The sequence below is a fragment of the Natrialba sp. INN-245 genome, from assembly GCF_009807105.1.
GTDB classification, from domain to species: Archaea; Halobacteriota; Halobacteria; order Halobacteriales; family Natrialbaceae; genus Natrarchaeobius; species Natrarchaeobius swarupiae.
Map to the genome: position 1 here is coordinate 37,608 of NZ_WUBV01000065.1, position 24,592 is coordinate 62,199.

General features: G+C 59.7%; 22 protein-coding genes. 14 read left to right on the forward strand and 8 right to left on the reverse strand.

Annotated features, from left to right (window positions below):
• Positions 1-174: 174 nt before the first annotated feature.
• Positions 175-1,575, forward strand: a complete 1,401-nt coding sequence (locus GRS80_RS20045; RefSeq protein ID WP_160049131.1) for an RNA-guided endonuclease TnpB family protein — start codon at positions 175-177, stop codon at positions 1,573-1,575.
• A gap of 94 nt (positions 1,576-1,669) precedes the next feature.
• Here GRS80_RS20045 and GRS80_RS20050 read toward each other — a convergent pair whose 3' ends face one another.
• Positions 1,670-2,014 (reverse strand): TIGR04076 family protein, encoded by a 345-nt coding sequence (locus tag GRS80_RS20050; protein WP_160049132.1) that lies wholly within the window; start codon positions 2,012-2,014, stop codon positions 1,670-1,672.
• A gap of 234 nt (positions 2,015-2,248) precedes the next feature.
• On the opposite strand from GRS80_RS20050, the gene GRS80_RS20055 reads away from it, so the two are divergent.
• Genes GRS80_RS20055 through GRS80_RS20070 form a run of 4 tightly spaced genes read left to right on the forward strand, consistent with a single transcriptional unit; the run spans position 2,249 to position 6,139 of the window.
• On the forward strand, positions 2,249-3,190 hold the full coding sequence (locus tag GRS80_RS20055) for an ABC transporter permease (RefSeq protein ID WP_149081806.1): 942 nt from the start codon (positions 2,249-2,251) through the stop codon (positions 3,188-3,190).
• A gap of 9 nt (positions 3,191-3,199) precedes the next feature.
• Positions 3,200-4,099, forward strand: coding sequence for an ABC transporter permease (locus tag GRS80_RS20060; protein ID WP_160049133.1), 900 nt, complete (start codon positions 3,200-3,202; stop codon positions 4,097-4,099).
• A 2-nt stretch (positions 4,100-4,101) separates the two neighbouring features.
• Positions 4,102-5,151 (forward strand): ABC transporter ATP-binding protein, encoded by a 1,050-nt coding sequence (locus GRS80_RS20065; RefSeq protein WP_160049134.1) that lies wholly within the window; start codon positions 4,102-4,104, stop codon positions 5,149-5,151.
• On the forward strand, positions 5,135-6,139 hold the full coding sequence (locus GRS80_RS20070) for an oligopeptide/dipeptide ABC transporter ATP-binding protein (RefSeq protein ID WP_160049135.1): 1,005 nt from the start codon (positions 5,135-5,137) through the stop codon (positions 6,137-6,139). Before GRS80_RS20065 ends, GRS80_RS20070 begins: the two co-directional genes overlap by 17 nt.
• Before the next feature lie 62 nt (positions 6,140-6,201).
• Here GRS80_RS20070 and GRS80_RS20075 read toward each other — a convergent pair whose 3' ends face one another.
• The gene (locus tag GRS80_RS20075; RefSeq protein WP_160049136.1) at positions 6,202-7,875 is read right to left on the reverse strand and encodes an ABC transporter substrate-binding protein; all 1,674 of its coding nucleotides are present in this window, start codon (positions 7,873-7,875) and stop codon (positions 6,202-6,204) included.
• A gap of 232 nt (positions 7,876-8,107) precedes the next feature.
• Positions 8,108-9,139, reverse strand: a complete 1,032-nt coding sequence (locus GRS80_RS20080; RefSeq protein ID WP_160049137.1) for an aldo/keto reductase — start codon at positions 9,137-9,139, stop codon at positions 8,108-8,110.
• A gap of 214 nt (positions 9,140-9,353) precedes the next feature.
• Here GRS80_RS20080 and GRS80_RS20085 point away from each other — a divergent pair, with 214 nt between their 5' ends.
• The 3 genes from GRS80_RS20085 to GRS80_RS20095 all read left to right on the forward strand — a co-directional run bounded on the left by GRS80_RS20085 (position 9,354) and on the right by GRS80_RS20095 (position 12,585).
• Positions 9,354-10,148 carry an IclR family transcriptional regulator gene (locus GRS80_RS20085; protein ID WP_149081812.1) on the forward strand — a complete coding sequence of 265 codons (795 nt, stop codon included), beginning with the start codon at positions 9,354-9,356 and terminating at the stop codon, positions 10,146-10,148.
• Between the two features lie 944 nt (positions 10,149-11,092).
• The gene (locus GRS80_RS20090; protein ID WP_343161679.1) at positions 11,093-12,226 is read left to right on the forward strand and encodes a beta-ketoacyl synthase N-terminal-like domain-containing protein; all 1,134 of its coding nucleotides are present in this window, start codon (positions 11,093-11,095) and stop codon (positions 12,224-12,226) included.
• Positions 12,223-12,585, forward strand: coding sequence for a hypothetical protein (locus tag GRS80_RS20095; RefSeq protein WP_160049138.1), 363 nt, complete (start codon positions 12,223-12,225; stop codon positions 12,583-12,585). Before GRS80_RS20090 ends, GRS80_RS20095 begins: the two co-directional genes overlap by 4 nt.
• Positions 12,586-12,872: 287 nt before the next feature.
• Here the strand turns inward: GRS80_RS20095 and GRS80_RS20100 are convergent, their stop codons facing one another.
• Positions 12,873-13,646, reverse strand: a complete 774-nt coding sequence (locus GRS80_RS20100) for an IclR family transcriptional regulator (RefSeq protein ID WP_160049139.1) — start codon at positions 13,644-13,646, stop codon at positions 12,873-12,875.
• 89 nt (positions 13,647-13,735) lie between these two features.
• Complete coding sequence (locus GRS80_RS20105) at positions 13,736-13,963, reverse strand: hypothetical protein (RefSeq protein WP_160049140.1); 228 nt, start codon at positions 13,961-13,963, stop codon at positions 13,736-13,738.
• Between the two features lie 126 nt (positions 13,964-14,089).
• On the opposite strand from GRS80_RS20105, the gene GRS80_RS20110 reads away from it, so the two are divergent.
• Both GRS80_RS20110 and GRS80_RS20115 read left to right on the forward strand, forming a co-directional pair.
• Positions 14,090-15,319, forward strand: a complete 1,230-nt coding sequence (locus GRS80_RS20110) for a DegT/DnrJ/EryC1/StrS family aminotransferase (RefSeq protein WP_160049141.1) — start codon at positions 14,090-14,092, stop codon at positions 15,317-15,319.
• A gap of 254 nt (positions 15,320-15,573) precedes the next feature.
• On the forward strand, positions 15,574-16,737 hold the full coding sequence (locus GRS80_RS20115) for an acyl-CoA dehydrogenase family protein (RefSeq protein WP_160049142.1): 1,164 nt from the start codon (positions 15,574-15,576) through the stop codon (positions 16,735-16,737).
• Positions 16,738-17,006: 269 nt separating this feature from the next.
• Here the strand turns inward: GRS80_RS20115 and GRS80_RS20120 are convergent, their stop codons facing one another.
• Positions 17,007-17,870 carry a nitroreductase family protein gene (locus tag GRS80_RS20120; protein ID WP_160049143.1) on the reverse strand — a complete coding sequence of 288 codons (864 nt, stop codon included), beginning with the start codon at positions 17,868-17,870 and terminating at the stop codon, positions 17,007-17,009.
• A 424-nt stretch (positions 17,871-18,294) separates the two neighbouring features.
• Between GRS80_RS20120 and GRS80_RS20125 the strand changes: the two genes are divergently transcribed.
• Both GRS80_RS20125 and GRS80_RS20130 read left to right on the forward strand, forming a co-directional pair.
• Complete coding sequence (locus GRS80_RS20125) at positions 18,295-19,401, forward strand: Gfo/Idh/MocA family oxidoreductase (protein ID WP_160049144.1); 1,107 nt, start codon at positions 18,295-18,297, stop codon at positions 19,399-19,401.
• Positions 19,402-20,154: a TIM barrel protein gene (locus tag GRS80_RS20130; RefSeq protein WP_200840433.1), complete on the forward strand. Its 753-nt coding sequence runs from the start codon at positions 19,402-19,404 to the stop codon at positions 20,152-20,154.
• Between the two features lie 258 nt (positions 20,155-20,412).
• Here the strand turns inward: GRS80_RS20130 and GRS80_RS20135 are convergent, their stop codons facing one another.
• Positions 20,413-21,285: a fumarylacetoacetate hydrolase family protein gene (locus GRS80_RS20135; RefSeq protein WP_160049145.1), complete on the reverse strand. Its 873-nt coding sequence runs from the start codon at positions 21,283-21,285 to the stop codon at positions 20,413-20,415.
• A 508-nt stretch (positions 21,286-21,793) separates the two neighbouring features.
• Positions 21,794-22,168 (reverse strand): RidA family protein, encoded by a 375-nt coding sequence (locus tag GRS80_RS20140; RefSeq protein WP_160049146.1) that lies wholly within the window; start codon positions 22,166-22,168, stop codon positions 21,794-21,796.
• Between the two features lie 374 nt (positions 22,169-22,542).
• Here GRS80_RS20140 and GRS80_RS20145 point away from each other — a divergent pair, with 374 nt between their 5' ends.
• Positions 22,543-23,298, forward strand: a complete 756-nt coding sequence (locus tag GRS80_RS20145; RefSeq protein WP_160049147.1) for an IclR family transcriptional regulator — start codon at positions 22,543-22,545, stop codon at positions 23,296-23,298.
• Between the two features lie 123 nt (positions 23,299-23,421).
• Positions 23,422-24,540: a mandelate racemase/muconate lactonizing enzyme family protein gene (locus tag GRS80_RS20150; RefSeq protein ID WP_200840434.1), complete on the forward strand. Its 1,119-nt coding sequence runs from the start codon at positions 23,422-23,424 to the stop codon at positions 24,538-24,540.
• The last annotated feature ends 52 nt before the right edge of the window (positions 24,541-24,592 follow it).

Genomic DNA, 24,592 nt, shown 5'->3' on the forward strand with positions numbered 1-24,592 from the left:
TCCGACATCCGGTCGGAACCGAGGACCGAACAGGGCGGGCGTGAAGCGCGTAACCTTTAGTGAGATTCTGCCGAAAGCTCGCTGGCCCTGAGTCACCAACAAGACGGACGAGTTTCACTTCCACTGCGGATGGCTGACATTCAAACCAGAAGCGGACGTATACAGGAGTGGCTGATGAAGCGTACCAACACGTTCGCCGTGCGACCGCTCTCCGACGACGATGAGCAGGTGCTACGGGACCTGTTGGACGCTTCCGCCGCTCTCTGGAACGAAGTCAACTTTCAGCGTCTCATGCGGTACAACGACGAAAACGGCTTCGAGGGCGACGTGTTCGAGGCTGATACAGGCCGACTCGAAGGGAAGTACAAAGGCGTTCTCGGTGCGTCCACTGCCCAACAAGTAATTGGAAAAAACACCGAAGCGTGGAAGTCGTTTTTCACGCTCAAAGACCAGTATCACGACGAGTCAAACACGTCGGTCACGGAACACCCGGAGCCGCCGGGATTCCGTGGGAACGAAGACGACGGACGTGTTCTCAAAGGCGTCATTCGCAAAGATGCGTACACTGTCGAATGGGGCGCTCGCTCCCGACTTGAGACCGTTGTCGGAGAACAACTCCGAGACAGGCACAACAGCCCAAAAAGCCGTCTCCGGTTGGAAGTCGTCGGCGACCCGAACTGGCCCGACTACGAGGACCAGAGCCGGTTAGACCTGTGGTACGACGAGACTGATAGCACCTTCCGAGCTTCGCAACCCGTGACTGTTTCTGACGATTCACGGGGCACTCCACTGGCCGACCACAAGGCCGCTCTGGACATTGGTGCAAACAATCTCGTCGCCTGTACCACGACGACCGGCGACCAATATCTGTACGAAGGCCGCGAGTTGTTCCAGCGGTTCCGTGACACGACACGAGAAATCGCCCGGTTACAGTCGAAATTGCCCGAGAGACGAAGTCTCTCGGAATCACGGAAGACTTCGTCTTCCGAACGACTCGAAGAAGGCCGATACAGTAGCGAGCGTATCCGGCGGCTGTACCGGAAACGGACCCGCCGCCGCGACCACGCTCAAGAAGCACTGTGTCGTGACCTGCTCGAACGACTGTACGCCGAGGGTGTGGACACGGTGTATATCGGTGGCCTGACCGACGTGTTGGATACACACTGGTCGGTCGAAACGAACGCCAAGACGCACAACTTCTGGTCGTTCAAGAAGTTTACCGAGCGTCTAGCCTGTACCGCCGAGGAATACGGTATCTCCGTAGAGGTCCGGTCGGAAGCGTGGACCAGCCAAGAGTGCCCGCAATGCGGTTCGACAGACCGAACGACACGGCATCAGGACACGCTCACCTGCCCGTGTGGGTTCGAGGGGCACGCCGACCTTACGGCTTCAGAAACGTTTCTAAGACGGCACACAGAGAAGGCAGTCAGGCCGATGGCACGGCCCGTGCGGTTCGAGTGGGACGACCACAACTGGTCGGAGTCACCACGCTCTCACGAAAGTCCCAACGAACAGCGCACAGACCCGAGTACCGTCCACCGTGACGGGAATGTTGTCTCCGGGGAATCGGCATAGCCGAGACTCCCACGAAGGAAACCGCGCCGTTTACGGCGCGGAGGATGTCATGGATGGATCGGGTTGTTTCGCCGCTGCGTTCCCACTGTCCGTCTCAATCCGTGATCTCGAGGTCTTCTCCCGAGACGTCGTCGTGGTTGAACTCGCGCGTTCCGATTCGGGTTATCTCGAACACGCCGCCGACGTTCGGGTCCGGTCCTGCCACTCTGGTATCCGTCGTCATCCAGTCTTTCTCCCCGGTTTCGCGCTGCTTGGCAGGAAGGAGCGGGAGCAGGGACGAAAGCGCATAGAGCGAAAACGTCTGGCCCTCGGGCAGAACGATCTCTTCGCCGTGTACCTCGAAGTAGTCCCCGACTTCGTAGCTTGAAACGGCGTCGCCAGTTATTTCTACGCACTCGACTCGCAGGTCGTATAGAGTGAACGTATCGTCCTCTGTCATCAGCTATCGTTTGCCATATCGACTATGGGGAATTAAACCTTTCCACCTCGAAGACCTGATAATCGAGACTGGCTGTCGGTGTCTCCCCCTCAATCCGAGATGTCAGAGATACATTCACGGGTCTCTACTGTTCGGTCCCCTGTCTACCGTTTCTCCCTGACTGAAACTCACTCACCAGGACTGCCCAATCGGTAATACTATTACTGTAGAATATCTCCTATGTGATGTCGACTCATGCTAAAGTACGTCATCCGACGGTTACTGGTAATGATACCAGTCCTCCTTGGAGTCACTGTTCTTATTACACTACTCATCAATCTCTCACCGGGAGATCCCGCTCGAGCGGCACTCGGTGCACAGGCGGATGCACAGGCGGTCGCGAACCTTCGCCAGGAAATCGGGTTGGACCAACCGGTGTACATTCGGTACATCGAGTGGGTCGCCGGTGTTCTTCAGGGTGATCTCGGGACGTCGATCGTGACTGGTGAGCCGGTAAACCAGATGATCATGGAACGGTTGCCCGCCACGCTGGAACTGTCGATCGTTGCAATCGCCATCACGTTCGTTATCGCACTGCCGTTGGGCGTGATCAGCGCCGTCCGTCAGTACACGTGGATGGATACCGGATCGATGGTCTTTGCGATTTTCTGGCTCTCGATGCCCTCGTTCTGGCTCGGGCTGATCCTCATCTTACTGTTTTCCGTCGAACTGGGAATCACGCCGATATCCGGCCGCAGTGGGACAATTTTCACGGTAGAGTGGCTGAGTTATCTCGCGTTACCGGCGTTTGCGATCGGGGCTCGTCGGGCGGGCTTGTTGACGCGGTTGACGCGTTCTTCTATGCTCGAGATCATCAACGAAGAATACATTCGCACAGCTAAGGGGAAAGGAATCGGTGGTCGTGCGGTCATCTACACGCATGCGATGAAAAACGCGATGATACCGATCGCGACGCTCGTCGGATTACAGATACCGATGGTTCTCTCGGGGTCGGTGATCATCGAATACGTGTTCTCCTGGCCGGGAATCGGTCGGCTGCTGGTCGATTCGGTCAGCCGCCGTGATTATCCGGTGGTTCAGGGGATCGTTCTGGTGTACGCCGTTATCGTGTTGTTTGCGAACCTGATCGTCGATATCGCGTACACGCAGTTCGACCCACGAGTGACGTACGACTAACTTACCACAATGAGCTCTAAAACGAACCAATCGATACTCGGTCGACTCCGTACTTCAGCAACGGCTCTCAGAGAGAACAAGGTGTTGCGCCGCATTTTCCGGACGAAAACCGGGTTGATCGGCGCGTCGATAACGATCGGACTCGTAATGGTTGCCATCTTTGCACCGGAGATTGCCCCGTACGATCCGATCGAACAGAACTACGGCAGCGTAAACCAGGCCCCCAGCCTGTCCCATCCGTTCGGAACGGACCGATTCGGTCGGGATATCTTCTCGAGGGTAATATACGGATCCCGGTACGCCCTCGGTCTCGGCGTCGGCATTGTTGCGGTCCAGGTGCTGATCGGCGTTCCGCTCGGACTGATCGCGGGCTACTACGGGGGCCACATCGAGGCAGCGATCATGCGTCTCGTCGATATTACGCTGGCGATTCCCGGAATCGTACTGGCGCTCGCTATCGCCGGGATGCTCGGCGGTGGACTCGTCCCGCTGATCGTTGCCCTTGCAGGCGTCGGGTGGCGTGGCTTCGCTCGCCTCGTTCGTGGTGACGTAAAGAGTGTCATGGAAGAAGAGTACATCGAAGCTGCAAACGCGGCCGCGGTGAGCGACGTCAGAATCATGCTTCGTCACATTCTGCCAAACGCCAGCGCAAGCATCATCGTCTACGCGACGCTAACGTTGCCGTCAGTGATCCTTCAGACGGCTGCGCTGTCGTTTCTCGGTCTCGGTATTCAGGCACCTGCCCCCGAGTGGGGGGCGATCATCGAAGCCGGACGTGGTCAGCTCGCGACCGAATGGTGGATTTCGACCTTCCCCGGGTTTGCGATTATGATCGTTGTCATTGGGTTCAACGCTCTCGGTGATAGCCTGCGCGATGCGCTCGATCCCAAACAATCCAGACCGTTCTAACCATGACAGAACCACTCCTCGCAATAGACGACCTCAACGTTCGATTCCGGACCGAAGACGGACCAGTATACGCGTTAAACGGTGTCGACATAACAATCGAACATAACGAAGTGATGGGGATTATCGGTGAAAGTGGCTGCGGGAAAAGTGTGACCGCCCTCTCGGTGTTACAGTTGCTGCAGTCACCACCAGCAGAGATCATCGGTGGCGAGATCAGGTACAAAGGGGAGAATCTCCTCGAGCGGTCCGATTCGGAGATGGACGAGATCAGAGGGAACGAGATCAGTATGATCTATCAGGATCCGATGAAGGCCCTCAACCCGGTGCTTACGATCGGCCAACAGGTGACGGAACCGCTGTTGGCTCACCGGGACGTCACCAAAGACGAGGCCATCGACGAGGCGATCGAGATGCTACGGGCGTGCGGGTTAGCGGATGCAGAGCGACTCGTCGACGAGTATCCACATTCGCTCAGCGGGGGAATGCGCCAGCGTGTCATGATCGCGATGGGGTTGATAACGAAACCAGACCTGCTGATCGCCGACGAACCGACGACGGCCCTCGACGTTACGACACAGGCAAAAATCCTCGACCTCCTGGAAGACATCAGCGACGAGTTCGACATGTCGATCATGTATATCAGTCACAACCTCGCGACGGTAAGTGAGGTGGCAGATCGCATCACGGTGATGTACGCCGGAACTGTCGCAGAGCGATGCACGATGAACGAACTCTTCGAACGACCGTTGCATCCGTACACGCGAAAACTGATCGAGAGTATCCCGAAACTCGATACTGTCCACGAGCGTCTCCCGGCAATCGAGGGATCGGTCCCAACGTTCAACGAACCACCGTCAGGTTGCCCGTTTGCGTCTCGCTGTCCACAGTACATTGGCTCGGCCTGTGACGAGGTCGTTCCACAGGCGCAACCGCCAGGCGAAGCGTACGACGTCGAGGCAGAGCACACCGTTGCCTGTCACCTCTACACTGACGCGAGCAGCGAGAAACCACCATGGACCACCGAGGAACACACTCATGACTCAGCGTACTGAACGAGATCGAACGGACGCGACGGATTCGATACTAGCAGCGAACGACGTGTGTAAGTACTTCCCGGTCAACGGCGGGATACTCAACCGACAAGTCGGCTCCGTCAAAGCGGTCGACGGCGTTTCGCTCGAGATCGCCGACGGAGAGACGCTCGGTCTCGTCGGTGAGTCGGGCTGTGGCAAGTCGACGCTCGCCAGAACGTTGCTCCGGTTGCACGAACCGACCGGCGGTTCGATCCACTACCGCGGTGAGGATATTACGGCTGCGTCGTCTTCGCGCATGCAGGAACTGCGCGCAGACATGCAAATAATATTCCAGGACCCTGGCTCGAGTCTCAACCCGAGAATGACGGTCGAAGAATGCATCGAAGAGCCGATGCAGTCACTGACTGACTGGTCGAAACACGAACGGAAAGACCGGATCGCCGAGCTGATCACGGAAGTCGGCCTTACTGAAGACCACCTCTCACGGCCCCCTCATAAGCTCAGCGGCGGCCAACAACAGCGCGTTGGTATCGCTCGAGCACTCAGTATCGAACCAAAACTCGTGGTCGCCGACGAACCAACGAGCGCCCTCGACGTAAGCGTTCAGGCGAACATTCTGAACCTCCTGGACGATCTCCAGTCGGAATACGATCTCACCTATCTGTTCATCAGTCACGACCTCAGCGTCGTTCGCCACATTGCAGATCGGATCGCGGTCATGTATCTCGGGGAGATCGCGGAAATCGCTCCCACGGAAACACTCTTCGAGGACCCAAAACACCCCTACACCAGGGCGCTCCTCTCGTCGGTTCCCCGGGCGACACCCGAATCCATGGAGGACAGAATACTGCTCGAGGGATCCGTTCCGAGCCCGGAGAACCCACCGGCCGGCTGTAAGTTCCATACGCGATGTCAGGAGTATATCGGCGACATCTGCGAAACGGAGTGTCCGTCCCTCGAGTCCGTTGGACCTTCCCACGAGTGTGCCTGCCACCACCACGACTAACAGTTCACTCGACCGTCCAGCGTTCGACGCTCGAAAACGACATTCAAAACGGAAATCCGGTTCTAGAATTCGACTTCGCGCCAGTGGAGATGGTACTGTCCCCACCAGAGCGGGTTCTCGGTCCAGGTATCGATCCCTTGTAACTGGGTGTCGTATCCGTAGTTTCTGTTGAGGAGGTTGAGGTTCACAGCGACGGCATCGTCGTGGAGTATCCGCTGGGCCTCCATTGCGGCGTCGTCACGGGCGTCCGGGTCCGGGTCCGTCTGAATCTCGCCGATCAGGTCGTTCACTTCGGGGTTGTCGTAATTCGAGTAGTTACGCCCTCCCTCGGAGACCCGCTCACTCCCGTGGTAGTATCGGGAGAGAACCGACGACGCAAACGGCGTGAAGCTCCCGCCACTGGTCGCAATGTGGTGTTCGTCGTTTTCGAGGTCGGTGTAGAACGTCGAGGCTTCGGGTGCGCGATAATCGGTCGCGATCCCGACGTCTGTAAGCATACTCTGGATCGCCTCGGCCATATTCTCGAGCAAACCCAGTGGGAACGACAGCAGATCCAACTCGAGTTCTTCGCCGTCTCTCGACCGCACCGCTCCTTGTTCGTCGTTGGTCCAGCCCGCCTCCTCGAGCAGTTCGCGGGCTCGATCGGGATCGTATTCGTACGCCAGCTCTTGGTTTTCGGACTCGGAGAGTCCGCCGCCCCAGAATGGGGGGACGTACCCGTACAGGAGCTCACCTTCGCCGTCGAGACCGACCTGTAACAACGGTTCGCGATCGATCGCGTGTGAAATTGCACGGCGAACCTCGACCTCGTCGGTTGGTGAACGGTCGACGTTGATCGGAAGGAACGTCCACGTTCCCTGATTCCGCTCGACGTCGGTCCCATCGTTGGACTCGACCTCCCCGGTCTGAGCTAACGAGAGTTCGTATGCTGCGTCGACGTCGCCCACCATGAGTTCGTTCGTCAGTGTCGATGCCTCCGGAATGATTCGGATCTCGACCTCTTCGACGCTCGATTGCTGTTGTGTGGCGAAATCGGGCCCCCAATCGTAGTCGTCGTATCGCTCGAGACGGATGCGGTCTGCGGCTTCCCACTCGACGAATTCGTAGGGTCCAGTTCCGACGATCACCTCGCGGCCGAAATCGTCCCCTGCTTCTTCGACGGCTTCCCGCGAGACCATTCCGTGGAAATTACTGAACTCCGCGAGTTCCTGGAGCAACAGCGGAAACGGCGACTCCGTTTCGATCGTTAGTTCGTGTTCGCCAGTTACGTCGAAAGACGTAACGGGATCTAAATCACCCGAGTTGATTCCGATATCGATGATCCGATCGAAGTTCCACTCGACGACTTCGGCATCGAGTGGTTCGCCGTTGTGAAACGTTACGCCTTCTTGGAGCTGGAAGACGAACTCGGTCGCGTCCTCGTTAATTTCGTAGTCGGAAACGAGATGCGGTACCGGCTCGGCGTCCGGGTTGAGATAGAACAACGGTTCGTGAATCGCCGAGAGCGTTAATCGCTCCGGAATACGCGTCGATTCGTGGGCATCGAGCGTCGTCGGCTCGCTGTTTATCCCAACCGTCAGCTGGTCGGTATCGATCCCGCCGTTACCATTACCATTTCCGTTACCGTTCCCATTGTCGTCGTTCTCACCGAGACACCCAGCTAGTGCACCCGCGCTTACACCAAAGACGGTGAGGAGCCCCCGTCTATTGAGCTCACTGTGATTGTTTTTCACCATTCCGTACCACACTTAGAGAGGAACATACATATAGTTAACTAATGGCATGAGAGTTGTTCTCTCTTGGCTGGAACCGGGGTACGCGTATCGCTTCGGGGATACTTACGTTGGTAAGTACCGTAATCGTGTCATCGAGAACCAACCCTGGTCGGAGGCAGGTTGCGGTCGTTCACGAACACGATTTATACATTATATTCGCTCTACCTCGTCACGGTAGTTCCTCTCATTCAGTCTACGTATTCGAATTGTACTTCATAATATTCGCGTGTTTTGGGTCCTCACGCTCGGCGATATACACACCGCCGGGCACCCCGTCGAACTCGTCTAACGCTCGCTCGATTCGCTTCATATCCTGACTGTCGAGTTTGAATTCGGTCGTTCGAAGGTTATCGTCGATGTGGTTGGTATTGCGAGCACCGACGATTGCAGAACAGACGCGTGGGCGTTGTAAGATGTATCGACTCGCAACATTGGCGATCGATACCTCGTGTTTGTCCGCAATGGTGGAGAGTTCCTCGAGTAGCATCTGGAAATCGGACCAGCTGCCGTTTTCTTCGATGATGAGTTTGTACTTGGTCAGTGACCGATTCTCCATCGGGTGCTCCGGTTCGGGTTCGCCGAGGTATCGCTCCGTGAGAAAGCCGCCCGCGAGCGTTCCGTAACACAACAACTTGATATCGTGTTCTTCACAGAAATCTACGAGTTCCCTCTCGGGTCGGTCGTCGAGGAGGGAGTACTGAACCTGATTGCTGATAACCGGAATACCTGCATCGATGAGTTCCTCGAGATGCCGGACGTCGAAGTTCGTTACGCCCAGGTGGTCGATTTTCCCATCTTTTTTCAAGTCGTGCAGTATCTCCATCGTTTTGACGTAGTTGTCGATCTCGTAGTCCCACCAGTGGAACTGAACGAGATCGAGAGAGTCAACGTTGAGCCGACGCCGAGAGCGGTCGATGATCCGCTCTACGTACTCGGGGGTAATGCTGTCGAGTTTGCTTTTATCCGGGACGAACTTCGTATGAACGTTGATGCCTGGATAGCTGCCCGTCTCATCCCTGTACTGTTCGCGGAACGTTCCGAGTAGTTCTTCGACCCCGGTGTAGTGGTCAGCACAGTCGAACGTCGAGAACCCGGCGTCGACGAACGTAAATAAGTCTTCGACCGGCGTGTTGGTCCGGTTATCGCTATGATCTTCGGCTAGTTGCCACGCACCGGTGATTATCGGCTCGATAGTGTAGCCGTCGGTAAGTCTCCGAGACTCCATAGCCCCATATTTTCCGGCCCACCTATTTATTAGTATTGAATTTATACATACTGCTTAAAATAGCCGGGAATATAGGGTGAATAATTCAGAAAATAACGACCAATGCTTGCGTATCGTTTTCAAACGGGTAGGTTGTCGGTCCAACCAACAGATCGACCACGTCATTCGAATATGCGGAAGGTTGAAGTCTCTCTAACTCGTGTGGTTTCATAACATGGTGGATGGAACCGATCGACGAAACGAAGTACAGACCGCACACACGGCCTTCGATATTTTGGAATTGCTCAAGGAGACCGATGGTGCCGATCTCTCGACCGTCGCTTCACGACTGGATATCGCGAAGAGTACCGCCCATAGACACCTTTCGACGCTTCTCTCTCGGAACTACGTCGTAAAAGAAGGCGGTGAGTTCGTTGTGAGCCTCAAGTTCCTCGAGTTCGGCTCGTACGCGTCGAAACGGAAACCTGGATACGACCTTGCGACGGAACTGGTCGACCAACTTGCAGCCGAGACCGGGGAACACGTTCAGCTCTTCGTTGAAGAACACGGACAGGCGGTGTATTTGTACGGACAGGCTGGTGAACAGGCAGTCGAGAGCAGTCCGTTACTGGGTAAAAAGCTCCCACTACATGCAACCGCGGGGGGAAAAGCGATCCTTGCCCGTCTCTCGGACGCACGCGTAGAGGAGATCATCGAACAACACGGTCTCCCCGCTCTCACGGAGAATACGATCACTGACGAAGAACGGTTGTGGGAGGAAATTCGGACCGTTCGTACCCAAAACTACAGCCTGAATCGAGAGGAAGACCACGAGAACTTGTGTGCGGTCGGTGTGCCGATTCGGAAGGGGAAAGATGGGATTTTCGCTGCGGTGAGTATTTCTGGTCCAACGCGTCGAATGCAGGGCAATCGTCTCGAAAACGAGCTTCCCACGTACTTACTCGGCCGGGCTAACGAACTCGAACTGAACATCCAGTTTTCGAAGACGTCGTCGAACGATTCGCTCTGATCCGTGCCATGGTACTCTCACATTCCGTATAGTGGAATGGGTTCCTGGCCGAGCACATTTGGTTAATTTCGCCGTTGGAGCGTGTCTAGAGGATCTCTGAACAAGGGGTTACTCCGCCCCTCGATCCAACGTCACGCTGTGGCCTCGTCTTCTCCCACCGTCCAACACTCGGTCAAAATGCGATGATTGGACTCCCAAAGAGATCGGAGGAATACTGTCCATTTGACAGTAGTACTATTGTAATATTTGCGCCCGCTGCGCTCGAGAAACTGGGTCGAATGAGTGGGAGGTCCGTCCGTCATCACTGATATCGAGTTCGCGGTCGCAGTGATGATCGGTACGACTCGATCAATTTTCAAACCAATTCATGCACTTTAATATATTCTGTCTATACCACTATATGTATATAACACTAATAGTGTTGGCGTAACATATATCTTCTCGAAATATACAAAAAACCAAAATAAATCCTACGAAATCACTGTCTAAAACCCCAACCAACTAATTTGATCGGCAACAGTATTCTGTATGGCTATTACCTCATTAAATAGTATATAACTAGTGATTACTATATATCCGATGGGTCGTCCCATTCCAAACGTCGATCAATGAGTGATACGGTTTACTGTCCGTCGGTACCGCCGGACCCGCGACCAGTCTGCGGTTTCAGCGGTAACACGGTACAGCAATCCGTCTGAAACCGGGCGACCGCCATCGGTTTCACCACCTGTAAACTGTGGCGTGGCCGTACTCGCTTTAGCAACTTGTTTAACCCGCTGTGAATTATCCTGAGAGGGGAGCCCGGAAGGGATCTCGAGGAGCCACATGCATGTTACGACATCTCATACCAGTGGTGGAGCGTTTCGTCGGTCCACCCGATCACGGAGGCGAGTCGAACGCAGACGCACGCACCACGACGAACCGACCGTCGGAGGTGACGGTGCGTGAGTAACGTCCGAATCGGGGGTGTCGGAATGACGCCGTTCGAGAACGCCTCCGACCGGTCCGTCGTCGATCTCGCTGGGATTGCGGCCGAACGTGCCCTTGAGGACGGTGACTACTCGAGAGCGGAAATCACGTCAGTCCACGTCGGCAACGCGCTCTCGGAGGGACTCGGCACCCAGGCTGGTCTCGCGAACGCCCTGTCGTCGGCACTCGGCGTCGAAGGAGTCCGTTCCGACCGGATCGAGAACACGAGCGCGACCGGGGCGAGTGCCGTCCACCGGGGCGTCGAAGCCGTCGCGAGCGGCCAATCGGACGTCGCGCTCGTCGTCGGCGTCGAGAAGATGTCCGTCGGCGAGACCGCAGCCGTCACCGATTCGATACGCCAACTCGTCCATCCGCGGGAGTACGAACAGGGGTTGACCCTCCCGTCGTTCGCTGGATTGGCTGCGAACGTCTATCTCGACCGGTACGACGCACCCCGCGACGCGCTGGCTGCGGTCGCCGAGAAGAACCACCGGAACGCGGTCGACAACCCGGTGGCGCAGTTCCAGAAACGGATCTCCGTCGACGACGTTCTCGAGTCGCCGGTGATCGCCGATCCGCTTCGACTCTACGATTGCTGTCCGATGACCGACGGCGCCGCCGCGCTCGTCCTCTCGCGCGAGGAGGGGGTTCGGGTGGCGAGTATCGCCAGCGCGACGGGGACACACGCTGTCGCGGCCCGGTCGGACCCGCTGGCGATCGAGAGCGTCCGGCTCGCGGGCGAGCGGACGTTCGACGGGGTGGATCTCGAACGCGACGACGTCGACGTCGCCTGCATCCACGACGCGTTCACCGTCCTCGAGTTACTGGAACTCGAGGAACTCGGGTTCTACGATGCCGGAACCGCGTGGGAAGCGACGCTGGACGGTAAAACCCGGCTGGACGGCGAGCTCCCGGTCAACCCCGGTGGGGGGTTGAAAGCTCGCGGCCATCCGCTCGGAGCGACGGGGATCTCCCAACTGATCGAACTAGTGTGGCAGTTGCGGGGTGATCTTCCCGACCAGCGGCGCGTCCCCGACGCGGAGGTCGGATTCGCTATCAACGTCGCGGGATTCGGAAACAACAGCGTCTGTACTCTCCTGGAATCATGACTGACTCGAACGATACAGCCGAACTCGGTCCCGTCCCGGTCGACCATGCGTTCGTCTGTGCGGACTGCGGGCACCGGTGGTACTACACGCGTCGTCGGTGTCCCGACTGTGGCGGGACGGACGTCTCGACGTACGAACTTGCCGTCGGCGAACTCATCGCCTGGACCGAAAACAGGGTTACGCCGGCGGACATCCGGTCACCGAACCGGCTCGGTCTCGCCCGGTTCGGCGAGGTCCAGGTGATCGCACAGCTTACAGACGACGAGGCGTCGGTCGGCGACCAGGTCGCCTTCGAGGGTGCGTACCATCTCCGACACGGAAGCGAGACACCGAAGCCTCGATTGACTCCTCTCGAGTGAGGTGTTTCTGGCTCCACGGCGGTTTTCGGTGGACCGGACGACTCCGTGGTCCGGTCTCGCGGATACACTCTTTTCGAGTCTCGTATATTCGGAGCCATCTCTCATCTGATCCCGTCGTGTGGTCGTCTTTTCCTGCGAAATTCCATTCGTCCCACGATGTGGGATCTCTCCTCTCACGCCGGACGGACCGATCGGGAAGACGGGGACGTCGTCGGCAGATTACGCCCGTTGACCGCGTGCTGTGGCGGTCCGATTTCGAGTATTCGGATCGCGTTCGACGTTCGGTCTTAGCCGCGAACCGCGTGTGCGATCTCGAGTTCGAGTTCGTTGATCGCGCCCAGCACGTACTCCGGGAACTCCTCGGTCAACCGGTCGCCTTTCAGCCGATTTGCCGGTCCCGAGACACTCAACGCGCCGAGAACGCGTTGATCGGCGTCCGTCACGACGGCACCGACAGCGTTGACCCCTCGAGTCGTCTCCTCCACGTTGAACGCGTATCCCCGTTCCCGAATGGTTTCCAGTTCGTCGGACAACTCCTCGACCGATCCGATACTGGCGCTCGTTTCCGTCTCGAACGCGAGGTCGTCGACGATCTCGGTCCGTCGGTCGTCGGGGAGGTGCGCGAGGATGGCCTTTCCGCCCGCGCTCGTATACAGTTCGCCGCGTTTTCCGACGTGTGCTCCCGTCTGTACGGCGCTCTGTCCGACCTCGGTGTAGAGATAGATTCGCTCGCCGTGTTCCTCGACGATGAACTGGGCTCGCTCTCCCGTTTTCCTCGCCAGTTCGTCGACTTTCTCCTTGATCGTGGGAAACGCGGTAACCCGTCGCTGGGCGACGCCACCGACGGTCAGAAACTGGAGTCCGAGCCGATACCGGTTGTCGGTCTGCGTGACGAACTTGTGTTTTCGCAGCGTCGCCAGATGCCGGTGGGTGGTACTCGGCGAGAGATCCAGCTGGTCGGCGAGCTCTTCGAGCGTCGCCTCGCCGAGCTTCTCGAGTGCGTTCACTACCTCGATCGACGTTTCGGTCGTTTTTGCCACCGATTTGACCCCGTCTTCCATACGCCCACGACGCGTTCCTCGCACATAAAATCCCGCATATTCGGACGTGGCTCGGCCGCGGACGTACCGGAACTGGCGTGGGCGGATCGTCAGCCGTTCCGGTTCTCCACCCCGTCCGATTCGTCTTCGTCGCGCTGGACGACTCTCGGACGGATGCTGAACCTGAAGCAGCCGGTCCAGAACAGCGCGAGTACCAGACCGACGCCGAGCAACAGCACCCGGTCGTCGACGTCGAGCTGGATGACCGCGTATCCCGCCGAGAGGATCACGGCGTAGTTGTAGAACAGAACAACCAGATCGTCCATGGTCGGTCGCATACGTCAGTATCTCCCGGGTGAGTGATAAGTCATTATCTCTCGAGTGACGCCGAGTGGTCGTTCGGGTACGTTCGGAGCGGTCGCCGAGAACCGAACGCTTATATTTGTGATCCGACGAGCGCGTGTATGAACGATGCTGGCGAGGACGAGACGATCTACGACGAACTGGGGGTTCCCCCCGTGATCAATGCGGCCGGCACCAAAACCCGAATCGGCGGGAGTCGGATTCGTCCCGAAGCGGTTGCCGCGATGCAACGAGCGTCCCGTTCGTTCGTCCGCCTCTCCGATCTGCAGGCCGAAGCGAGTTCACGGATCGCCGACGCTACCGGGGCCGACGCCGGGTACGTGACCAGCGGTGCGTCCGCCGGGCTCGCACTCGCGTGCGCCGCAGCCCTCGCCGGGCGGGACATCGAACGGATGGCACAGCTCCCCGACACGACCGGCATTCCCGACGAGGTCGTCATGGCCCGGACCCACCGGACCGGTTACGATCACGCCTTTCGCGCCGTCGGCGCGACGATCGTCGACGTCGGAACGAACGACAGGCACCTCGGAACCGGCGCGTCGAACGTCGAACCCTGGGAGATCGAGGCTGCGATCTCCGAGGAGACGGCCGCGATCGGTTACGTTCAGAAACCGTACACCCAGCCTCCACTCGAGGTCGTCACCGACGTCGCCGCCGACTACGACGTCCCAGTGATCGTCGACGCGGCGGCCGAACTCCCTCCGGCCGAGAATCTCTCACGGTTCGTCGACGAGGGAGCGGATCTCGTCGTCTTCAGCGGCGGCAAGGCGATTCGCGGTCCGCAGACGACCGGAGTCGTGGCCGGGCGGGCGGAGTTGATCGAATCGATCGCCCTCCAACATCTCGACATGCACGCGGCGGCCGACGTCTGGACTCCCCCGTCGGGGCTCGTCGACGTCGACCAACTCGACGGCGTCCCCCGTCAGGGCATCGGCCGATCGATGAAAGTCGGGAAGGAAGAACTCGTCGGCCTCATCGTCGCCCTCGAGTCGTTCCTCGAGGAAGACCACGACGAGCGCCGGCGTGTGTGGCGAGAACGCGCCGACCGTATCGCGGCCGATCTCTCCGACGTCGCCGGACTCGAGACGGCCGTGACCACGGGCGACGGCGTCTCGGTCGCGCCGGAAGTCGTCGTGCGCGTGGATTCGGACGCCGCGCGGTCGTCGGCGACGAACCTCGTCCGTGTCCTCAGAGCGGAAACGCCACGCATTTTCGTCGGGTCAGACAGACTCGACGAGGAGGTCGTGATGATCTCCCCGCTCTGTCTCGAGGCGGGCGAGATCGACTACCTGCTCGAGCGAATTCGAGCGCACGCCGCGTGCGATTGTTGATCCAGGAAGTATCGATCAATCGAAACGACTCCGTGATCTCTCTCGAACGTAATCGTCGCTCACGTGCTTTTGCCGACTGTGATCACTGATCACGATACTGAACTTTCGATTACAGTGGTATGGCTGTAAATACTGCACGCGATAGGCGTCGGATCGCGCGTCGACTGGAACTCGTCTGGAGGGCGTCGATCCATCGGCTTCGTTGAGTTCGTTCGAAGAAAGATTCTTGTCCCGGCGCTTCGTGGTCGAACGTGATGCTCGATTACGTCGATCTCGAGGCCGACCTCGGGCCGGAAGAGCGATTGATTCGCGACACGACCCGTGAGTTCGTCGACGAGCGGATTCGCCCGGAGATCGCGGCCCACTACGAAGCCGGAACGTTTCCGACGGAGTTGATCCCCGAGATGGGTGAGATGGGATTTTACGCGCCGAATCTCGAGGGGTACGGGTTGCCGAACGTCTCGGAGACGGCCTACGGCGTGTTGATGCAGGAACTTGAGGCCTGTGACTCGGGGCTGCGGTCGATGGCGTCGGTCCAGGGGGCGCTCGTAATGTATCCGATCTACGCCTTCGGCAGCGAAGCACAGAAAGAGCGGTGGCTTCCGGCTCTCGGCGACGGCGACGCCGTGGGGTGTTTCGGCCTGACCGAACCCGAACACGGCTCGAATCCAGCGGGAATGGAGACCGCAGCTGAGCGGGACGGCGACGGCTACGTCCTCGACGGGTCGAAGACGTGGATCACGAACGCACCCATCGCCGACGTCGCGGTCGTCTGGGCGCGCGACCGCTCGCACGAGGACGATCCGGTTCGGGGCTTTCTCGTCGAAACCGACCGTGACGGCGTCTCGACGAACGAGATCTCCGAGAAGCTCTCGTTGCGGGCGTCGATCACGGGTGAAATCGGACTGAACGACGTCTACGTCCCCGAGGAGAACGTGCTTCCCGACGTCTCCGGGATGAAGGGGCCGCTGTCGTGTCTCACCCAGGCCCGCTACGGCATCGCGTGGGGTGCGGTCGGCGCGGCCAGAGACTGCTTCGAGACGGCGCGTGCGTACGCGACCGACCGCGAACAGTTCGGCGGACCGATCGCTCGCTACCAGCTTCAACAGGAAAAACTGGCCGAGATGGCGACGGCGATTACGCTCGCCCAACTGCTCGCATATCGGCTCGCAGATCTCAAGGAACGTGGCGACCTCCGGCCCCAACACGTCTCGATGGCCAAACGAAACAACGTCCGAACGGCTCGAGACCAGGCTCGAGTGGCCCGCGAGATACTGGGCGGAAACGGGATCACGACCGACTACTCCCCGATGCGCCACATGGCGAACATGGAGACGGTCTACACGTACGAGGGCACCCACGATATCCACACGCTGATCCTCGGCGAGGATCTGACCGGCATTCCGGCGTACAGCTGATCGGGACGACCTTCTACACCTCCCGCGGGACGAGCCCGCAGATCCAGTGTGTTCCGATCGTATCGAACCGGCCGTCGTCGCCGGCTGTTACCCGTCTCGGTCTGGCTCCGAGAGGGACTCGTCGTCGCCGGCTGTTACCCGTCTCGGTCTGGCTCCGAGAGGGACTCGTCGTCGCCGGCTGTTACTCCCGATCCGGCTCCGAGAGGGACTCGTCGTCGCCGGCTGTTACTCCCGATCCGGCTCCGAGAGGGACTCGTCGTCGCCGGCTGTTACTCCCGATCCGGCTCCGAGACGGGCTCGTCGACGCCGCGGTAGGCGAAAAAGCCCTGCTGTCGAAGCGTCTCGAGTAGCTCCCCTTCGCGGTTATTCATCGAGCCGTCGGGCGACGGCGTCCAGTAGTGAGCGAGTGCGCCCTCCCAGACGCGATCTGTGCCGGCGTAGAGTTCGTTCATCTCCTCGTAACAGGCCTCGAGAAGTTCGGGCGAGGGATCTTCGTAGGTGTCTTCGTGTACCACCGCGTCCAGGGGGATCCGCGGCGTCGGCTCGTCGTGTGTCTCGCCGACGGGGACGCCGATACAGAGCCCGAACGCCGGGAGGACTTCAGCAGGGAGATCGACGATTTCGGAGATCGTCGACAGTCCCTCGCTGATCGCACCGATCGGACAGACGCCGTAGCCGTAGCTCTCCGCCGCGGTGATCGTTCCCTGGGCGGCAAGGGCGGCGTCGACCGCCCCTTTGAGGACCGCGGTCATCGGCGCCATCTCGAACTCGAGGTCGCGGTGGTCGTGGAGCAGTCGGACCCGACGGAGGTCGATACAGACAAGGAAGAAGTGACTGGCCTCCTCGATGCGTGGCTGGCCGCCGCCTGCGGCCTCGTGGATTCGCGCCCGCATCTCCGGATCTCGGACCGACACGAAACTGTACATCTGGATGGTGCCGCTCGTAGGCGCTTTCCGGCCGGCGTCGAGGATTGCGCGAATCTCCTCGTCGGGGATCGTCGCGTCCGCGTCGTACTCTCGGACCGTTCGTCGTCGACTCAGCCACCCGGTCAGTTTCGGAACCGCTGGCATCTCGTCGGCGAGTGCCGGGCGGGCCGCCGTATCTCGAGCCGATTTCGGTGGGTTTTCGGTCATCGTAGAGCTTTCAGAACCGTTGCGCCTTGAGCGTACTGATCGACGACTGTGCGGACGAACCGACGTTCTCCGGCAACGACGGTACGTTCTCGGTGTGTATCGATTTATACACTATCGCTGAAATGGTCTATCACTAGGATAGTTCTCCGTTTCTGCCGGTATACCGACGATAAACCGGTGTTGTGCCGGTAGATCGCACGGTCATTCCTCTCAGTTGTCGACGGTTCCGATCGTTTCTCCCTGGGCTCACGGACGGACGGCGTTCTCGTCTGGCGGACGCCCGTGTCGTCTGCCGATAGTTGTGAGACTCGAGTTGTCCCGGCCTCGACCCGGTGTCGTTCGTCTCCACCGGTCGATCTGTCGGCTTCGTTTCGAACATACATCAGTACCAACTATTATGACAGTTCTCTGCGAATCCGAGCGTATGTCACTCCGAGTAGCAGTCATCGGAACTGGGACGGAACCGGACGAGCCGGGCGACGACGGGTACGCGATGGCCTATCACCACGCCGCAGGGTACGACGCCTTAGAGGAGTGTACCCTGGTCGCCTGTGCCGACATCGTCCGCGAGAACGCCGAGGCGTTCGCCGCGGAGTTTGGAATCGACGACGACGGCGTCTTCGAGGAGTACGACGTGATGCTCGAGAGGGCCGACCCTGATATCGTCTCGGTGTGCGTTCCGCCGGCGATCCACGACACGATCGCGATCGACTGTATCCGCTCGGGCGTCGTCGACGCGGTTCACTGTGAGAAGCCGATGGCCGACAGCTACGGCGGCGCTCGCACGATGGCCCAGGAGGCGAACAGACACGACGTCCAGTTGACGTTCAACCACCAGCGCCGGTTCAGCGACGCGGTTCGGACGGCAAAGCGGTTGCTCGACGACGGCGAGATCGGCGACCTCGAGCGGATCGAGTTCGCCGCGCCGGTCGGCATCTTCGATTACGGGAGTCACTCGTTCGACCTCTGTAACTACTTCAACGACGAACTGCCGGCGAGCTGGGCGCTCGGCCAGATCGAGTACTCCGAGCGGAACGTCCTGTTCGGAACGCACAACGAAAACCAGGCGCTCGTGCTCTGGGAGTACGAAAACGGCGTCCACGGGCTCGGAACCAGCGACAGCCTCGGGGAGAACAGCCCGACGAGTGCGATCGACTGTCACAACCGACTCGTCGGTACCGACGGGACGATCGAGCTCGGCCTCGCAGGCGACGGGAATCTCCCGACCTTGCGCATCCGAGGGGACGGACGCGAGGGCTGGGAGACAGTCGAGACCGACGACGGCCTCCACGACTGGGAACTCGTCTACCGCGCGATCGCCGATGTCGTTCGCTGTCTGGAGACCGGGGAGGAACCGGAACTCGGCGCGCGGAACGCGCTCAACGCAACCGAACTCATCTTCGCGACCTGGGAGTCTGCTCGCCGCCGCGGGCGGGTCGACCTCCCGCTCGAGATCGACGACAACCCACTCGAGTCGATGATCGACGACGGCGACGTTCGGCCGGAGCCGAGGGAGGCGGAGGGCGAGTAGATGCCGCGAATCTCCGTCTGCCTCGAGATGGTCTACGAGGACGAATCGTTCGCGCAGCGCGTGCGCCGGGCCGGTGCCGTCGGTGCCGACGCCGTCGAGTTCTGGGGCTGGCGCGAGAAGGACCTCGACGCCCTCGAGTCGGCTGCCGCCGATGCGGGTGTTCCGATAATCGGCTGTCTGGCGGGGGGAACGCTTACCGATCCAGACGAGATCGACGGGGCTGTCGCGACGATCCGTGAGTCGATCGAGACGGCGGCGACGCTCGGCGTCTCGACGCTCATCGCGACGACCGGCCCGGAGCAGGACGACCTCGACCGGGACATCCAGCGCGAGGCGGTCGTCGACGCACTCTCTCGAGTCGCTCCCGAGGCCGAACGGGCGGGCGTTACGATCGTTCTCGAGCCGTTGAACACGGCGGTCGACCATTCGGGACACTATCTCTCCCGTTCCGCGGAGGGGTTCGCGATCGTCGACGACGTCGGTTCGCCGAACGTGAAGCTGCTGTACGACGTCTATCACCAGCAGATCACCGAGGGGAACGTGATCCAGACGATCACGGAACACGTCGACCGAATCGGCCACTTCCACGTCGCCGACGTTCCGGGTCGACACGAACCCGGAACGGGAGAACTCGACTACGAGACCATCTTCGAGGCCATCGACGACACCGGGTACGATGGCTACGTCGGCTGTGAGTTCTCGCCGACCGGCGACCCGGACGAGGCGATGGAGGCCGTTCTCGAGTTGCGCTAACGCCGTCTTTCGACGTGTCTTCGAGGTCGCCGACGTCCGCCCGCGTCGCGTCGACGTCGATACCCGACTCGGTTCCGAGTTCGACGACGAGGGCCGCGCCGACGTTCGGATTCTCCGACGCCGCCGAGAACGCGTTCGGTCTGTACTCGAGCGAAATCCGGCTGATCCGATCCCATCTGGTGTGGGGTCGCACGGACCGGTCCCCCTGCGCTCGTTGCAATCTCGCTCGCGATAGAACTTGTCGTCACGGCCGTCGGATCACACCTCGGTGACCGTATTCGAGAGCGTTCCGATTCCCTCGATGCCGATCTCGATCCGATCGGCCGGCTCGAGGGTGAATTCGTCGTCGGGGACGAGTGACGTGCCGGTCAGCAAGACGGAGACGTCGGGGACCGCGTTGTGCCTGAGATACCAGTCGACCAGCTCGTCGATGGACCGAACCATCCGATTCGTGTTCGTCGACTCGTCGTACAACACGTCGCCGTCTCGTTCGATTCGCATCCAGATTTCGAGGTCGGCGGGATCGTCGATCGACGCGGCCGATCGAACCGCCGGACCGATAGCACAGCTTCGGTCGTACACCTTCGATTGCGGCAGATACAGCGGGTTCTCTCCCTCGATCGCCCGGCTACTCATGTCGTTGCCGATCGTGTAGCCGACGATCTCTCTGCCCGAGAGGACGACGCCGAGTTCGGGTTCGGGCACGTTCCAGTCCGAGTCGCCCCGGATTCCGACCCGGTCGTTCGGTCCGACGATCCGTTCGGGCGTGGCCTTGAAGAACAGCTCCGGGCGATCGCTGTCGTACACCTCGAGATAGAACTCCGGCTTCGAACTCTCGGCCTCTCGCGCCTCCTCGCTGATCCGATAGGTAACGCCTGCAGCCCACACTTCCTGGGGGGTTACGGGCTCGATCAACGACTCGCCGCCGACGTCCTCGGACGGAATCGGCTCCGCCTCGTCGATCAGTCGACGGCCGATCGTATCGATCTCCGTCTCCGCGACGTTCGACGCGTACAGGAGATCGGCGAACGTCTGCAGGCGCGGGTTCGCCGTCGAGAGGTCGGAATACGTCCCGTCTCGCTCTCCGACGAGGTGCGTATTTCCGTCGACGGATCGTTGATAATACCGCATACCTCTAGTTCTCTCCCCGATACACATCAACGTTTCTGTAAGATTAATATCCATTTTTCGCTTGTAACCGATGTCGTTCGGCGACGCGATTCACTCATCGCTTACACTCGAGCGGTCAGCAGGGCTGTCGTCGGCTGTTGGTTCGCGATCGGGACTGCGATGCCTGCCGACGACGACCCTCGGGTGTGCCGACTTTCGAAGCTCGAGTTCGGTGTCTTCGGTGTCGAGTCAGAATAGAATGATGATACAGTATCGGTCAGTTACGAATATTTTATACCACGTGTTCGTCACTCTCATCCAGCGCCGATCCACGGTCGGGTTTCGACGATTCCCGTCCGAGTCGCGGTCCCGGAACTCGTGAGCCGATTCGAGTACGAGGGAAGATTCGGGGCGTCACTGTCAGTGACCACGACTGACGTCGTGGACTTTCTCCTCGCAGTTCTGTAACGGCGCGTACGGACGTTGGATCATGTCGGCGTCGACGCCTCTCTTCACGTGCGTGTGCCAGTCACTCCGTCGCGATTACTTCTATTTCCACTCCGATATCGATCGGTAACTCGACGACCTGTACGGCACTACGAGCGGGATACGGATCGCTGAAATACTCCTGGTAGACCTCGTTTATCGCATCGTAGTCGTCCATGTCCGTGACGAACACGGTGGCTTTTACGGTGTTCTCGAGGGAGCTTCCCGCCGCCTCGAGGATCGCTTCGACGTTTTTCAGCGTCCGATGGGTCTGTTCTCGGATGTCCGTCGAAACGATCTCGCCGGTTTCCGGATCGACAGGCCCCTGTCCTGACACGAAAATTCGTCCGTCGTCGACGATCGCCTGTGAGAAGGGGCCGATACTCGCTGGTGCGTGCTCTGTTTCGATTTCGTTCATTCGACGGTACGAGATCGATCACCGCGGGGTAATAATGGCTTCGATCTCGTGGGTTCGTCACGCGCAGATCGGAACTGACTGTCCATCGACCGCTCCGTTCAGAATCGGTCGTCGCGGTGGTCGTGTCGACTCACTCCTCGAGACGGGACCGTTCGACGGAAACCGATTCTCGATCGAACGCCGGGGAGTTACCCATGTTCGAACGCCGGTTCGGCGGAGCGGTCGCTTGCGCTTCTCTCACCGGGGATATTACGAATGTATGACTGTAAATCCACGGCGACGGTTTCAGCCATGCTGAAATCAGTGTCCCTCGAACGGGTTGTTCCATGAGAACAGTTAATACAATTCAGAATAAAATAGCGATGATCAGAATCATGCCCCAAAACGACGAAAACGCCGTCAAAACGACGGCTCGGTCGCTGGACATCATCGAAATGCTCCGGGAACTGAACGGGGCTCGACTTACCGAAATCGCCGATGCCGTCGGATTGCCCAACAGTACGGTTCACAACCACCTTTCGACGCTTCTGGAACGCGGTTACGTCGTCAAGCAGGGACACCAGTACCACGTCGGACTGCGGTTCCTCGACTTCGGCGAATACGCCCGTCGAACTCGGGAAGCGTACCTGCCGGCCCAAGACGAGTTGGATCAACTCGCCGCCGAAACCGGCCAGACCGCCTTCCTCCTTACCGAGGAAAACGGCGTCGGCGTCGTACTCTACGTCTCTCGAGCCGATGGGGCGGTTCCGGTCGACCTCCGCCCCGGAAACCGACTGCCGTTGCACACTTCCGGGGTCGGCCAGGCGTACATGGCGTATCTGTCCGACGGGAAGATCGACGAGATCGTCGACCGATTCGGGCTACCCGAACGAACCGAGTCGACGATATCCGAACCGACTGAACTCCACGACACCCTCGCTGAGGTCCGAGAACGCGGTATCGCGGTCGAGGTTGGTGGTCGCCTTCCCGGCGTGACGAGTATCGGCACGGCGATCAAAGACGAGAGCGGAACGATCGTGGCGGCGATCGGAATCGCCGGCGCTGGGGGGAGTTTCGACGACGTCGACGGCGCAATCGACCACGTCAAACACACCGCGAACGTCATCGACCTCCGTATCGCTCACTCGTAACATCGCTCCAGAACTGTTGGGAACTCGGTTTCGACACTGCTGAAACGAGTCTACTCTCGTTCTGGCTCGAACCTCGGATTCCCATCACAAGGATTGATATAGGACGCCACGAGCATGGGGTACATGGCAATCACTGGGTTGGAGGCGATCCCCGTACGGATGGGTGTCGCCCCGCTCGAGGAGGACCTCGGGTTGGCTCCGTACGTCAGCAACCACGATCGGGTCGAATCGGTCGATCGCGTGCTCGTCCGACTGGAGACCGACGATGGAATCGTCGGCTGGGGGGAGATGTTGGTCGCCCTCAAATCGGCTATCGTCACGAAAACAGTCATCGAGGACGTGGTCGCACCGGAACTGATCGGCGAACCGATCGAGAACGCACACGCGGTCCTCGAGGAGTTTTACTACCCCTACGTTCGGATCGATCCGTTCCTGGGTGCGGTCGATACCGCCGTCTGGGACGCGCTCGGAAAGAAAAACGACGCGCCCATCTCGGAACTGCTCGGCGGACGCGTGACCGACGCCGTCGACGTCGCGTTCTGTCTGGGTATTCTCTCGCCCGAAGAGTCCGCAACCCACGCTCGAGAGGCCGCTGACGCGGGATTTACGGCGCTGAAGACGAAGGCGGGGCCGGACTGGAACGTCGACGTCGAGCGGTTGGCCGCGATGTACGACGCCGTCGACGGCGACCTCGACTTCCGTCTGGATCCGAATCAGGGGTGGACGATGACCGAGGCCGTTCGTGCGCTCACCAGGCTGGAAGAACAGGGAATCCTCCTCGAGTACATCGAACAGCCGCTTCGGACGGAGACGTTCGGAAGTTACGCGTCGCTGCGTTCCCGGACGCGGACGCCGATCGGTGTCAACGAGGATACGTACTTCAACGGCAATCTCCGGCAACTGCTCAAAGCTGACGCGATCGACGCCGCCGTCGTCGATCTCGTTCCGGCCGGCGGTCTCTCGGCGGCTCGAGGGCAGGCCGCGGAGGCCCAGGCGGCCGGCGTCTCGGTCTCCCATCACTGCGGGTTCGATCTCGGGATCAAAACCGCGGCGATGCTTCATCTCGTCGGCTCGACTCCTGCCATCGATCTCGCGCCGGATTCGGTCTATTACGGGTGGGACGATTACGTGATCGAGAATCCATTCGACGTCGAGGATGGGGCGTATCCGGTCCCCACCGGCCCCGGCCTCGGGATTACGGTCGACGAGTCAGCGGTCGAACGCTACCGTCTCGACGTATGATCGGCGGGAAGAACGCGGCCGGGATGCGAACGACTGGCAACGGGGATTCCGA

Coding starts and splice junctions, on each gene's coding strand:
- GRS80_RS20045 (WP_160049131.1), top strand. CDS start 175: ATGAAGCGTACCAACACGTTCGCCGTGCGACCGCTCTCCGACGACGAT.
- GRS80_RS20050 (WP_160049132.1), bottom strand. CDS start 2,014: ATGACAGAGGACGATACGTTCACTCTATACGACCTGCGAGTCGAGTGC.
- GRS80_RS20055 (WP_149081806.1), top strand. CDS start 2,249: ATGCTAAAGTACGTCATCCGACGGTTACTGGTAATGATACCAGTCCTC.
- GRS80_RS20060 (WP_160049133.1), top strand. CDS start 3,200: ATGAGCTCTAAAACGAACCAATCGATACTCGGTCGACTCCGTACTTCA.
- GRS80_RS20065 (WP_160049134.1), top strand. CDS start 4,102: ATGACAGAACCACTCCTCGCAATAGACGACCTCAACGTTCGATTCCGG.
- GRS80_RS20070 (WP_160049135.1), top strand. CDS start 5,135: ATGACTCAGCGTACTGAACGAGATCGAACGGACGCGACGGATTCGATA.
- GRS80_RS20075 (WP_160049136.1), bottom strand. CDS start 7,875: ATGGTGAAAAACAATCACAGTGAGCTCAATAGACGGGGGCTCCTCACC.
- GRS80_RS20080 (WP_160049137.1), bottom strand. CDS start 9,139: ATGGAGTCTCGGAGACTTACCGACGGCTACACTATCGAGCCGATAATC.
- GRS80_RS20085 (WP_149081812.1), top strand. CDS start 9,354: ATGGTGGATGGAACCGATCGACGAAACGAAGTACAGACCGCACACACG.
- GRS80_RS20095 (WP_160049138.1), top strand. CDS start 12,223: ATGACTGACTCGAACGATACAGCCGAACTCGGTCCCGTCCCGGTCGAC.
- GRS80_RS20100 (WP_160049139.1), bottom strand. CDS start 13,646: ATGGAAGACGGGGTCAAATCGGTGGCAAAAACGACCGAAACGTCGATC.
- GRS80_RS20105 (WP_160049140.1), bottom strand. CDS start 13,963: ATGCGACCGACCATGGACGATCTGGTTGTTCTGTTCTACAACTACGCC.
- GRS80_RS20110 (WP_160049141.1), top strand. CDS start 14,090: ATGAACGATGCTGGCGAGGACGAGACGATCTACGACGAACTGGGGGTT.
- GRS80_RS20115 (WP_160049142.1), top strand. CDS start 15,574: ATGCTCGATTACGTCGATCTCGAGGCCGACCTCGGGCCGGAAGAGCGA.
- GRS80_RS20120 (WP_160049143.1), bottom strand. CDS start 17,870: ATGACCGAAAACCCACCGAAATCGGCTCGAGATACGGCGGCCCGCCCG.
- GRS80_RS20125 (WP_160049144.1), top strand. CDS start 18,295: ATGTCACTCCGAGTAGCAGTCATCGGAACTGGGACGGAACCGGACGAG.
- GRS80_RS20130 (WP_200840433.1), top strand. CDS start 19,402: ATGCCGCGAATCTCCGTCTGCCTCGAGATGGTCTACGAGGACGAATCG.
- GRS80_RS20135 (WP_160049145.1), bottom strand. CDS start 21,285: ATGCGGTATTATCAACGATCCGTCGACGGAAATACGCACCTCGTCGGA.
- GRS80_RS20140 (WP_160049146.1), bottom strand. CDS start 22,168: ATGAACGAAATCGAAACAGAGCACGCACCAGCGAGTATCGGCCCCTTC.
- GRS80_RS20145 (WP_160049147.1), top strand. CDS start 22,543: ATGCCCCAAAACGACGAAAACGCCGTCAAAACGACGGCTCGGTCGCTG.
- GRS80_RS20150 (WP_200840434.1), top strand. CDS start 23,422: ATGGCAATCACTGGGTTGGAGGCGATCCCCGTACGGATGGGTGTCGCC.